The sequence below is a fragment of the Roseobacter ponti genome (genome assembly GCF_012932215.1).
Classification (GTDB): Bacteria; Pseudomonadota; Alphaproteobacteria; order Rhodobacterales; family Rhodobacteraceae; genus Roseobacter; species Roseobacter ponti.
In genome coordinates this window covers 1,253,792-1,266,026 of record NZ_CP048788.1, presented here as the reverse complement: position 1 = coordinate 1,266,026, position 12,235 = coordinate 1,253,792, and the positions used below count along the sequence as shown (strand labels likewise).

Sequence of the window (12,235 nt, the reverse complement as noted above, 5' to 3'; positions counted from 1 at the left end):
CAATTGAACACCGGTTGTGGAAAAACTGGGCGCACCACTGTACTGAGGGGGAGGATACGGTTCGCAGTCGACGTAGTCCTTCGCAAGACATCCAGTGCGTGCAATTTTTACCAGTTCTTTCCAGCGACTGTAAAAGGCTCTTGGAAAATGAGCAAAGATTACGATCCATTTGATCGACCTCTAGAAATGCTTCCCTGCAAGGACTGCAAAAAAAATGGCACAGAGGGGACGTTTGCATGGAGGCGAAAGCAAGTGGGTTCAAACTATTCACCGAGTTGGGACTTGCTTCACTGGCACGGATATTCGTCAACAAATCACATAACAACCGCCGATCCGACTCCCGATGCCGGACTAACTTTGTATGGCTATCAAGATAACAAATCTCATGTGCTTGAGATTTGGAATAAGAAAAATCGTATAATTACCGAAACTAAGAAGAAACTCAAAAAAGGAACCGATTTTCTATTAAAGCTAGTGCTCACCATACTGTTTGTTATCGGGTTCGGAAGCATGATTTTAGACTGGTTGAGTGGAAAGGCTCCCCCTCACTTGCTTCCCGAAGGTACGTACACAACAGAGTAAATTGGACAATTTGGGATTCGAGCCCTTCATGGTTGCCATTTAACTCAGTCAATTGGCTCCAATGCGGTTTGGATAAGGTTTGCTAAAAAATGACAATTATTCTGAGCACCTCAAACAAATATGGATTCGTCACAGTATGTGACAGGATGGTTAGCTCGAGTAACAAAGAAATATCTCGCAGGTTTAACAAAACCATCATCACCTACTCTACCGGCGGCATTTCGACCGTGAGCTTTACTGGCGTCGCCAAAATCGGTGATTCTTATACCGACACTTGGATTGTCGAAAAACTGCTTGGTGAGGCCCCCAAAGAAGATGCAATTAAGTTCGGCAATAGTAAGAAATACAATTCTCTCCGAACAATTCGTAGCACAAGGAACTGTATATACAGAGCCATCAAAAGTTTGATTGGAAGCGGCACGCCAGGAAGTGATCAGTACCTAGAAATAGCAATGTCAGGACAGGAGGTCTTTCAAGGCCGCATCATACCCCACGGCATCTGTTTTTTAAAAAAGCAGAACAGCAAAAGTATTGAAGTTGGGGGTTTGCGACCAAGAGACTATTTTTCCTCCCATTTGCATGGGCATTTCCATGTTTCAGGAGGATATGGGAAAAAGCACCTAGAAATAACTAAGAAGATGATGCTGCGCGCTAAAAGAGCGTCACAAGGCCCTTTGTACTTAAACTCTGTCCGCGATGTACTAGTTGATGCTTTGCGTGATTTTTCAGAAGCTGAATCTTCCATTGGATCGGAAGCTATGGAGATCATAGGGTCTTTCGATACAGGTAACTGCACTGTTAGTTTTTCTTCAATTGATCCCAAGCATTCTAAGATGGCCCACCCTCTTTTCGACGAGGAGCAAGCTACATTTAGTCCATGGATATTGTCCCCCAGACGCTACTATCCTCCTCACGAAATAGCGGCTGGCTCAATAAAGTTTCCGATGGGCAGTTTCACTAATGGCCGCAAAATCTTTGTAGAAATCTTGGGGAACTACTCTGGATCGGGAATTTGCATGTCGCCCTTGCAGCGAAAAATCCCAAAACCTTTCGCAGTAACACGCCGATTTACACGTTGAGGAAATTAAAAATGAGGACAATGAATAATTTTGGCATGAAGACTATTAACAAAAAAATTAGAGCTTGGTGCACGCCTCAGCGAAAAACCGATACCCAACTGTAGCGAGTGAACATCCAATGTACTTCAGTGCAGCCATGGGCTTAAAGCTGGCCTTAGCTGCACGTTGCCTCATGGTCGGGAATGGGCCGATCTAGTCAATCAAATTAACAACATCCCTCACGTTCAGATGGCTGTATCTCTGAACACTTCGTATATCTCTGTGACCGCTCACCAACATGATTTGTAGCTGGTTCAGCCCCATCCTCGCAACCTCAGTAATCCTTGAATGGCGCAATTGATGAAACCTCACATCGGCGCTCAATCCAACAGCTTCCCTCGCCCTCCTGACAGCCTGTGTGACGCTGTATCCGGCCATTGGGAACAAACGGTCGCCCTGCCCTGCACAACCCTCTGAAACGGCCTCTAAGAGCTCTACAGCGCGTCTGGTGAGGGGTACGTCGCGTGACCCTTCCTTGCCATCGACAACACGAAGAAACCGGTCAGACAGATTCAGGTCTCCCGGTGTTAGCTTAAGCAATTCCCCCCTCCTCATAGCTGTCTCATAGGCCAGCTCGACAATGACTGCCATTTGCGGCGACATGGCTCCAAGCAACAGGTCCAGTTCTTTTCGTGTCACAACCCTGTCGCGTGGTTTGTTCGCTTTGGGCATCGTCAGCAGGTCACAGGGATTTTTGAGCATTTCCCCGGACTTGGCGTGATGCTCTGTGATGTACCAGCGGAACACCCGCCTGATCATCATGATTTCGTCACTGCACGTCGTCTTTGAAACCTCACTGAGCCGCGCCTGTTTGAAGGCGTTCACGTCCTGAAGGGTGATGGTGTCCATCGTTTTCTGCAATTGGGAATGCTGGCAGATACGATCAATGCGGTTGAGCGCCAGACGCTGCGAGGGTTTGCGGTCCAGCACTTCGTGACAATACGCATAGCCTGTATCGAGAAACAGCGGGTGCTGATGGCGGAATGCCTGTTCTTTTCGTTCCGCCCATTGCGTTGCCTGCGCCTTTGTCCTAAAATTTCTAGACGCCTGAATTTTACCTTTCAAACGCACCTGAACATTGTACGTGCCTGCTTTTGTTTTTCTGATGGTCGCCATGATCGCTCTCCCAAAATTTAATTTCAGGTAAACGACGGTTCCTGCTGGAGCGCTGGCAGCTTGCCAAGGTTAGGGTCGGGCGTTCGAATCGCCTCGCCCGCTCCAATGGGAACCTGAAATAACAAAGCCTTACAGTGAGTTACCCGAAGGCTTTGTGAAAACCAGCCAATCCTCAGCAACCCGTAACGCGTGAACGCTCACATTTAGATGCTTTAAAGTTGTACGTGCAGTTTTTGCACTGTTTGGCTGGCAAGGTGCTCAAAGCAGAGCTTTGGCATTGATGCGCTCCCCCTGGGCTACGCCCGCAGATAGCTGAACGAGCAAATTTCCGCCGAAAAACTGGATGCACCAACTTCATTATGTGACACGAAAGCAGACATTCATTTTGGTTTCGCTCAACAACAGCTCAGTGGGACCTTTCCGACCTTCGGCCTAATTGCACCACCAGCCGCTTCCGGCCCGAAGCTTCCGTAGATCAGTAGCGCCGATGCCGCGCCGCAGCTTCACCAAAACTGCCGTTCGTGCATCACGCAGCATTTTGGAGGGGCAAATGACGGCTGTGCGGACCAACCTGCCGTTGGCTTGGTGGGAGATTTCGGCTCATGCCCTCTGTATCAACGGGCCAGCGCCTCAAGCATTCGACAGGAAACTGACCCTGTTTGGCAGCTTGCCGTCAATTCTTCCAATGCACCTTCCAGTGCCTTGAGTTCTTCAATCTTTGCGCGCACGTCCGTCAGGTGTTTGGTACTGATATCCCTCACGACAGCGCAATTTTGGTTTTCGCCTTCGCTCAAAGACAGGAGGCCCTTGCCCTGAGCGATAGAAAACCCCAGATCGCGGCACCGTTTGATGAAGCGCAGTCGCCCGATTGCTTTTTCAGAATATACCCGACGCCCGTTTCCAGCGCGTTTTGCAGGTGGCACGACGCCCTCGCGTTCATAATAGCGGATCGTCTCTATAGATACGCCGCTCTGTCTTGCCGCCTCGCCAATCGCGATCATGTGATGAATTCCTTCTTGATCCTGTAGTAGCTACAGGATGCATATACATCGGTATGGACACAAGTCTGAGCCAATCTTCGGAGACCCAATCAAACGGACCAAACCGTGCTGTAATCGGTGTGGCCGGGCTTGCGGCAATGCTGTCCGCGTCTTGCTGCGTCCTGCCGATTGGGTTTTCCATCATAGGCATGGGCGGTACATGGGTTCTCTATCTGGGCCCCTTTGTCGCTTACCGCATTCCCATTGTGATAGCGGTGGGGCTTGTTCTGATCTGGGCGTGGTATCGGCTCTGGACGCGGTGGTCCTGTGCGTCCCGGCGGCGTTCTACGCTTTTGATACTCTGCGCAACCAGCCTGTTCTTTTTGGCGGCTGCGACAGCGCCATTTTGGGAAGCAGAAGCAACGCGCACGATGTTCAGTCTATGGAGGGCAATGCGGTGATGTATAAGTCCGTATGGGCCAGCTATGTCGGGTCGATAGCCGCTCTGGGCGTTGCGACGTGCTGCGTGTTGCCCATGACGATGATGCTGCTCGGTCTTGGCGGAAGCTGGTTGGCCGTTTTTGGCAAGATCGCGGCGGCAAGTTTCGTGGTATTGAGCATCGCGTCGGTGATTTTGCTGGCCGCGTGGATCGTCACCTACCGGCGCGGTGCACTTGATCATCTTATAGCATGGCTTGTTGGCAGCAGTATCCTGACAACCCTCGCGTGGGTCATCGTGTTCAACGAAGCCCGCATCAATGATTTCCTCATAACCCTGATGTGAACATATGACTGAACTTAAAATCTCACTTGAAAGCAAAATCACCTGCCCGGAGTGCGGCCATTCTACGGTCGAAACCATGCCAACCGACGCCTGCCAGTGGTTCTATGAATGTACTTCGTGCAAAACTGTGTTGAAGCCACTGCCCGGTGATTGCTGCGTCTACTGTTCCTATGGGACCGTTGCGTGTCCCCCCATCCAAGAGGGCAGTACCTGCTGCGGGTGACGGTAGGTTTGGGCTCAAAGCCACCTTGCGGCGACGCAGCGCTTGGGTCGCTGCCTTAGAATATCACAGCTACTTACTCTATGACGGCAGCCAGCCCAAACCGGTCATTGTCATCTGGCAAGTCCATAGGTAAGCAACCCAATGCCGATATGAGATTCACTGCCGACTGCGAAAGCTTTGAAGACATGCAACACGCCGTAAAGCAAACGGCTTGTAGATTCGGCAGTGTTCCTCTACCGCCACATTCGCGAGTTAATAACGTTTGAGCGCAGTGGAATGCCAAAAATCTGAGTTACCTATGATCCATACCGATTTGGCCAGCGTGAAGTGAGGGAGTGGACTTGGTAGAATTTCATCGCCCATCATGCGTTGACTCGGTACGTTTTCTGCTTTTATTTACTGTCGCTGCTGCGACAGCACGAGAGGCCAACGGATTGACGCTAGCTGAATGTAGGTTTGTGGACGAATACAACGAGCACTACGCTGATCATGACTTTCCCTTCCTTGTCGGGCACGTGGCGCACACATCGGAGCTCTGCGAAGACGGCAAAGGCATCAACTGCGAAATTGCCTTAGCAAGGAGGGAAAAACCAAACTTCGTGACTACAGATGGAGCGCTGCCAATAGACATTGCAACAATCGTCGGCATGAACTTCGTTTATACTGCGGAATTACTATAGACCTTTGCAGGACCTAGCCTTGACGTAAAGCCAAAAGTCGAAAAGCATGAAAGCATCGTTCATCTCGTTTTGATCGAAGCAGATGAACCGGCAAACGCATATTCCTCTGCCTATCCACAGTTCTTGGAGCGCTTTGTCGCTACCGAGGCTTGGCCCTGCGCAGGCGTGAATTCGGTTTGGCAAGGTGAACTGGTTGAGTACTCCGAGGTTTGAATCAAAGCAGATATCGGCGACATTACTATGGCGAATTGCGTAAATGAGGAACTCTATAATTTCTCTGGTGTGCCGGGCGATCCCATCGGATTGGCTTCTCTGTTTTCGCCTACGAGATTCTCTGGCGCGGCGCTTGATCCGCCCATTTATGAGGGCTTCTCCCTGAGAGAAGGCATCGTTTTGCGTTTAGTTTATGACGAACGAATGAGAAATGGCCAATCGCGGTCAGAAACTGAACGACTGGTAGGTGAGATGATCGAGACTAAGTGCAATTAATAGCGCCGTATTGTATCAGAAATTCCTTCCGCATGAGCAATAGTGAAACCAGTGCGCGAACTTGGCGCACAATGCGATTGCCCTTCACCCTCAGCAGGACGCTTCTAAACTGACTTTGCAAAGTCCGCTATCTGCGCAGAGCTGCCGTCAATGACCTCTGCGGCGCTATGGCGATTGAGATTGAGCCCTGAATGACCGCTTCCGCTAGTCTGCAAATGTGACCTTGCAGATGCAGCGAATGCACACTTTCCGCTCTTAGTGCCAAATTCGCAAGTGCACTATACGACCGCTTCAGGCTCGAACCCATCGCTTGCCGCACCGATGTTACAGTGTTTTCCCGAAAGTAGAAGTACAGGCTGGCTACAGCCCGATGCATAGCCCAAAGATCTTCGGAAGTCCGCGCAGGCATCCCCGGTCAGAAACTGTCGATCATAGCCTGCGAAGCTCTGGCAAATCCGGACACGACGTAGCCGTTACTGCGCAGGTGCCGACCGGCACGTTCATAATGTGCGCCTCTTCGCTTCGGCGTACATAAGCTGGCGCATTGCGGCGTTTACGCCTCTGACCGTGTCACACCGGTCAGGGTTTCACCCCCGCGTGTACCAGCCGTTGTCTACGTATAGCGCCATTCCGTTGATGAAACTGGCATCGTCCGACGCCAGATAAAGCGCCGCGGAGGCCACCTCTTCGGGTTCGCAGATCCGGCCCTGTGTCGCTGCAAGATCTCCGTCTTCCCAGGTCTGGCCAGCGGCATCAAGCTCCGCAATTTCCCTGAGCCCGTGGGCTGTTTTCACAAAACCCGGGCAGACAGCGTTACACCGGATGCCCTGCTCGCGGTACTCAACTGCGATTGCCCGCGACAACTGGAGAACCGCTCCTTTTGTCATGCAGTAAAGAGATTCCAGAGCATAACCCAGTTCTGATGCGATGGACGCTGTGATCACCACGCTTCCGCCTCCGTTTGCCACCATCTCCGGCAACGCACGACGACAGACCAGAAATGCCGAACGTACATTCACATCCATCAGCCGGTCATAGTCGTCTTCTGTCGTTTCGTGCAGTGGTTTGACGATGATCGTACCGGCGTGATTGAACAGAATATCATACCCACACACTTCAGATCTGATGGCATCAAAAGCAGCATCGACCTGAGCAGATTTTGACACATCCGCTTTAAAGAAATGCGCAGTGCCGCCCGCTTCTCTTACCATCTCAACCGTTTCCAATGCGGCCTGTTCGTTGATATCGATAATCACAACACGGGCGCCTTCACGTGCAAACATCAGCGAACTCGCGCGCCCGATCCCTGCGGCGCCACCGGTGATGACGGCGGTCTTTCCCGCGACCCGGCCCTTATCTGTGACTGCCATATTGCTCCCCTTTTCTGAACCTGTCTCTCAGATGCACTCGCCGCCATCAATCACCAGAGCATGACCTGTGATGAACGAAGATTTCTCTGAGGCGAGAAAGACGATTGCGTCCGCGATCTCCTCAACCGTGCCGAAACGGCCCATGGGAACAGACTTGCTGATGTAACTTTCCAGCCTGTCCCTCCCCCCCATCTGAACTTCGAAACCCTTGTTGAAGGGCGTATCAATGAAGCCGGGGCATAGCGAATTAAAGCGAATATTCTCATGTGCATAGTCGGCTGCCATCTGACGTGTCATAGCGAGGATCGCGTGTTTCGTGGTGGCATATGCGATCATTTCACGGTCGTACTGAACGCCCGAATTGGACGACGTGATGATAATGCTGCCACCTCCCTGGCGGCGCATGAACGGCAGGGCTGCCTGTGCCGCGACGAAATGGGCCCGCACATTGAGTGCCCAGGAAGCGTCCATATTGTCGACGGTCACTTCTTCCAGTTTGCCCTCTACCTGCAGGCCTGCGTGTGAATGCAGAATATCAAGGCGGCCGTGGGTCTCGGCCGTCGCTTCTATGGCTTCTGTGAGGGCCGCATCATCAGTGACATCGACCGCCCGGGCTTCGGCCGAGAAGCCGGCGTCACGGATGCCCTTTGCGACAAAGTCAGCGGCATCAGCATTCAGGTCTGTCACGATGACATGCGCACCCTCCCTCGCCAGAGCAGACGCGCCTGCGGCACCGATCCCGGAGCCTGCAGCCGTGACAAACGCGATCCTGTTCTCAAGCAGCATTTCGGTCCTTTCAGATCAGATCAGCGCCGCGGTTTGTCCCCGCGACGCAAAATGAGTTGTGCAATAATCAGCAGAACCAGCGAGGCAATCATCACCATTGTCCCGATCGCATTTACCTCAGGCGTGATGCCGCGCCGGATCGAAGAGAAAATGTAAATGGGCAGCGTCGTTTCCGACCCGGCGACAAAGAACGCGATGATGAAATCGTCAAAACTGAACGTGAAACTGAGAAGAAAGCCGGCAAGTACAGCCGGTGCAATCAGCGGCAGCGTGATCTGCCGGAACGTGGCAAACGGGGTGGCATAAAGATCGGCCGACGCCTCGCTCAGCGCACCTTCAAGACCGGACAGGCGCGCGCGCACAATGATTACGACCAGCGCCAGTGTGAACATCGTATGGGCCGCGATCAGAGACCCCATACCCATCGACAGCGACGGAGGTGTCGTATCGTCCGGCCACATCCGTGCAAGCCAGGGATTGACCACATCAAAGACCGTCACGAGGGCAATCAGTGTGGCAATACCAATGACAATCCCGGGGATCATCACCGCGATATAGATCAGCGCATCGAAGAAAGCCCGTACAGGACCACGCACGCCCTGAAGACCCACGGCCGCGAGGGTGCCAAGGATGCTGGCCAGTGTGGCCGATATAAAAGCAACCAGCAGGCTGTTGCCCAGGGCATCCATTACAAAAGGGTTGTTCAGAGCACGGCCATACCACTGGACTGAAAATCCTTCGAACTGGCTGGCGCTGCGTCCGGCGCTGAAACTGAACAGCGCGATGATCGCAATCGGCGTGTAAAGGAACACGTAGACGAAAACAGCGTAAATGCGCATCAGGCCCTCACATCAACGCCGCATCGTCACGCTGAACATTCAGCTTTGAGATCAGACGCATGTAGAGGGTTACCGTCACAAGCATGATGACGATGAGCATCATGGCGACTGCCGAGCCGTAAGCCCAGTTGCGCGATTGCAGGAAGAGGTCAACAAGCGCATTTCCGACAAAAAACACCTTGCCGCCGCCCAGGAGTGCGGGGATGAGGAACTCGCCCATCAGCAGGATAAACACCAGCATGCAGCCTGTCGCGATGCCTGAAACTGACATGGGCAGGGTCACTTTGAAAAACGTGGTCACCGGATGTGCACCCAGATCAGAGGACGCTTCGAGCAGGCGTTTGTCGAGCCGGTCAAGGCTGACATAGACAGGAAATACCATCAGCGGCAGATATCCGTAGACGATGCCGACCAGAACGGCGAAGGGAGTGTAAATCAGACGCACGTCATCGATGCCGATGCTCTCCAGCAGAGCGGGCAGACCCCGTCCGCCAAGGATAAATATCCAGGCGTAGCTGCGAATGAGGATCGACGTCCAGAAAGGGACAATCACCAGCACCAGCAGCAGTGTCTTCCATTTTTCGCTGGTGCGTACCGCCAGCTGATAGGCCAGCGGGTAGGCAATCAGCAGAGCCATCAACGTGCCAAGCGGCGCAAGGATCAGCGTATTCTGAAACGCTGTGAACCGCGCGGGCAGGTTGGCGTACTGCTCGAATGTGAAAGCGGGCACATAGCCACCGGATGGCGCCCGCTCTCCGAAGCTGAACACAAAGACAATCGAGAGCGGCACGACCAGCATCACCAGCAACCACGCCCCCGCAGGGGCGATCAGAAGCCAGTTTCTTGCACGCTGTGTCACCGAATGCCGCTCCCGGGTCTCAGATCATGCGGACTTGAAACGCGCGATGAGTTCCGCGCGGTTGGGATCCGTCAGCGTCTGTGCTGCCCCGAACTCCAGCGCATCGAGAAGGTCTGCCGCCGGGTAGAGGATCGGATCATTCAGAATCTCTTCCGGCAGCAGGTCGTTCGTGCGGCTGTCCGCAACCGGATAGCCATGCGCCATCACTTCGCGCGCGTTCACTTCCGGGTCGAGCATGAAGTTAATCAGCGCATAGGCGGCTTCCATATGCGGCGCACCTTTCGGAATCGCATAATAGTCGCTCCACAGCTCTCCACCTTCCTTACCGAGCACATAGTCGATTTCGGGAATGTCGGTGTTGAGCTGTTTGCCGTCGCCGGTCCAACAGATCGTCAGCCAGGCATCGCCGGACCGCATCGCCGGCTGATAATCCGACGTGATCGCAAAAAGGTGAGGTTTCACATCGATCAGAAGTTTTTCGGCATCGGCCAGTTCGGCCTCATCGATCGAGTTGAACGAATAACCGTGATAGTTCAGCGCAGCACCGATGGTGGTCAGCTGATAGTCGTGGACCATTGTGCGGCCGGAATAGTCATCCATGGTGCGGTCAAAGAAATCCTTCCAGGATGTGAAGGCCTTACCACCGTCGTGCGACGTATTCACCGCCATACCGGTCGTGCCCCAGTTCTTGGGCACCGCATAGACAACCCCATCGACGACACCGGCGTCAGAGAACCGTTTGTCAAAGGCCGCCGCATCGTAGTTCGGCAGTCTGGACAGATCAAGCGGTTCGATCAGATCCTCTTCGACATAGGTGGTGATGGTGTAGTTGGTCGGCACGTATACGTCCCAGCCGCTGCCGCCCGCCTGCAGTTTGGCCAGCATTTCTTCGTTAGATCCGAAGACATTGACCTGCATGAAGGCCCCGGTCTTATCGGTGAACATGTCGAAATTGGCCTGGTCGTGATAGTTGGGCCACGTGGCCAGCACCACACGATCACCGATGTCGGATGCCATCGCCGTGGTCGCACGCAGTCCGGGCACAGCCGCCCCCATCACAGCCGTCGCGGCACCAAGGCCGGTTACGCCCAGAAAGTGCCGCCGTGTGACCGAGCCCTTCTGATAACGCCGCAATTCCTGCATGAACTTCTGTTTGGAAATGTGGTCTTCCATTGATGTACTCCCTCTCAGGTTTCTCAGCTTCTAGTCATTCTTCAGAACAAGCGCGCCGTCATCGGCCCAGTGCAGCCAGGCACTGTCGCCTTTTCCCAGTGAATTCAGCCCTTCATCGGACTGCCGCGGGGCCAGCACTTTTATATTGCCCAGGTCCTTTTGCCGAACGAGGTATTCGGTATGCTCGCCCAGAAAAATCCGGTTGAGAACTGTGCATTCGAGCGCATCCGGCGTTGCCTCACGCCCGATGCGGATCTGTTCGGGGCGCACGCTGAGGCATCCGTTCTCACCGGACGCGATCCCGCCCATTGCCCGGCCATTGTAACGGCGCCCGTTCTGCAAGGTGATGGACGCGGTATCGCTGCTGATCTCCACGCCGGCGCCTTCAAAAAAATTCGACGTCCCGACAAAATCGGCGACATATCGTGATGCAGGTCTGTCATACAGTTCCTGCGGCGCGCCCACCTGAATGATCTGTCCGGCCCGAACAACGCCGATGCGGTCACTGAGCGACAGTGCTTCTTCCTGATCATGTGTCACAAGGACGAAAGTGATCCCGAGATCACGCTGCAGGTCCTGCAGTTCAATCTGCATTTCCTTACGCAGTTTGCGGTCGAGGGCCGCCAGCGGTTCGTCAAGCAGTAACAGCTTGGGCTCATTCACGATTGCCCTCGCCAGCGCTACACGCTGTTGCTGCCCGCCCGACATCTCCCAGATGCGACGGTCCTCATACCCGGACAGGCGCACAGTCTCGAGTGCGCGGGAGACTTTTTCTTCAATGAGCGCCCGCCCCGGCTTTGGCCGCCGTTGTTTGAGACCATAGGCAATATTCTGCCCGACGGTGAGATGCGGGAAAAGCGCGTAGTTCTGAAAAACCATGTTAACGGGCCTGCGGTAGGGCTCCTGTGCCGACACGTCCTCGCCATCGATCAGAACAGAGCCCTCAGTGGGCGTTTCAAATCCTGCAAGCATCCGCAAAGCAGTCGTTTTTCCGCAGCCTGACGGACCAAGAAAAGTAAAGAACTCGCCCTGCGCAATGCTGAGGTCCATGTTCGTTACGGCTTTCACCTCACCGAAGGTTTTGGAAACTCCGCGCAGTTCAGCGACCGGCGAACCCTCTGGTCCCGGCGCAGTATATGCACTTTTTTCACCATTTTCCGAAGTTTGCATCATAGCTTTAGTATTACCCCTAATGTACAAAAATCAGAAAACAGCTCTTTTTGTAAATATGCTTTT

13 protein-coding genes are annotated in these 12,235 nt (G+C 53.5%); 5 read left to right on the top strand and 8 right to left on the bottom strand.

What is annotated here, in order from left to right; all coding sequences use genetic code 11:
• The first annotated feature begins 147 nt into the window (after positions 1 to 147).
• Both G3256_RS06130 and G3256_RS06125 read left to right on the top strand, forming a co-directional pair.
• Complete coding sequence (locus tag G3256_RS06130) at positions 148 to 582, top strand: hypothetical protein (protein WP_169639974.1); 435 nt, start codon at positions 148 to 150, stop codon at positions 580 to 582.
• Positions 583 to 671: 89 nt separating this feature from the next.
• Positions 672 to 1,661, top strand: coding sequence for a hypothetical protein (locus tag G3256_RS06125; protein ID WP_169639973.1), 990 nt, complete (start codon positions 672 to 674; stop codon positions 1,659 to 1,661).
• A 192-nt stretch (positions 1,662 to 1,853) separates the two neighbouring features.
• On the opposite strand, the gene G3256_RS06120 is transcribed toward G3256_RS06125, so the two are convergent.
• Positions 1,854 to 2,816, bottom strand: a complete 963-nt coding sequence (locus G3256_RS06120) for a tyrosine-type recombinase/integrase (protein ID WP_169639972.1) — start codon at positions 2,814 to 2,816, stop codon at positions 1,854 to 1,856.
• Positions 2,817 to 3,430: 614 nt separating this feature from the next.
• Positions 3,431 to 3,817 carry a MerR family transcriptional regulator gene (locus tag G3256_RS06115; protein ID WP_169639971.1) on the bottom strand — a complete coding sequence of 129 codons (387 nt, stop codon included), beginning with the start codon at positions 3,815 to 3,817 and terminating at the stop codon, positions 3,431 to 3,433.
• A gap of 277 nt (positions 3,818 to 4,094) precedes the next feature.
• Between G3256_RS06115 and G3256_RS06110 the strand changes: the two genes are divergently transcribed.
• From G3256_RS06110 to G3256_RS06105, 3 genes are all read left to right on the top strand, one after another.
• Entirely contained in the window at positions 4,095 to 4,580 is a 486-nt protein-coding gene (locus G3256_RS06110; protein WP_246227817.1) for a hypothetical protein, read from the top strand.
• Between the two features lie 4 nt (positions 4,581 to 4,584).
• Complete coding sequence (locus tag G3256_RS19205; RefSeq protein ID WP_246227815.1) at positions 4,585 to 4,803, top strand: GDCCVxC domain-containing (seleno)protein; 219 nt, start codon at positions 4,585 to 4,587, stop codon at positions 4,801 to 4,803.
• Between the two features lie 341 nt (positions 4,804 to 5,144).
• Positions 5,145 to 5,483 carry a hypothetical protein gene (locus tag G3256_RS06105; RefSeq protein ID WP_169639970.1) on the top strand — a complete coding sequence of 113 codons (339 nt, stop codon included), beginning with the start codon at positions 5,145 to 5,147 and terminating at the stop codon, positions 5,481 to 5,483.
• A gap of 1,076 nt (positions 5,484 to 6,559) precedes the next feature.
• On the opposite strand, the gene G3256_RS06100 is transcribed toward G3256_RS06105, so the two are convergent.
• The 6 genes from G3256_RS06100 to G3256_RS06075 are packed head-to-tail and all read right to left on the bottom strand — an operon-like array spanning position 6,560 to position 12,049.
• Complete coding sequence (locus tag G3256_RS06100; protein WP_169639969.1) at positions 6,560 to 7,342, bottom strand: SDR family NAD(P)-dependent oxidoreductase; 783 nt, start codon at positions 7,340 to 7,342, stop codon at positions 6,560 to 6,562.
• Positions 7,343 to 7,369: 27 nt separating this feature from the next.
• A complete protein-coding gene (locus G3256_RS06095) occupies positions 7,370 to 8,128 on the bottom strand; it encodes an SDR family NAD(P)-dependent oxidoreductase (protein ID WP_169639968.1) in 759 nt (252 codons plus the stop codon).
• Between the two features lie 20 nt (positions 8,129 to 8,148).
• Positions 8,149 to 8,967, bottom strand: coding sequence for an ABC transporter permease (locus G3256_RS06090; RefSeq protein WP_169639967.1), 819 nt, complete (start codon positions 8,965 to 8,967; stop codon positions 8,149 to 8,151).
• A gap of 7 nt (positions 8,968 to 8,974) precedes the next feature.
• Positions 8,975 to 9,826: an ABC transporter permease gene (locus tag G3256_RS06085; RefSeq protein WP_425501529.1), complete on the bottom strand. Its 852-nt coding sequence runs from the start codon at positions 9,824 to 9,826 to the stop codon at positions 8,975 to 8,977.
• Between the two features lie 24 nt (positions 9,827 to 9,850).
• Positions 9,851 to 10,999 (bottom strand): ABC transporter substrate-binding protein, encoded by a 1,149-nt coding sequence (locus tag G3256_RS06080; RefSeq protein ID WP_169639966.1) that lies wholly within the window; start codon positions 10,997 to 10,999, stop codon positions 9,851 to 9,853.
• Between the two features lie 30 nt (positions 11,000 to 11,029).
• Positions 11,030 to 12,049 carry an ABC transporter ATP-binding protein gene (locus tag G3256_RS06075; protein WP_246227813.1) on the bottom strand — a complete coding sequence of 340 codons (1,020 nt, stop codon included), beginning with the start codon at positions 12,047 to 12,049 and terminating at the stop codon, positions 11,030 to 11,032.
• Positions 12,050 to 12,235 lie beyond the last annotated feature (186 nt).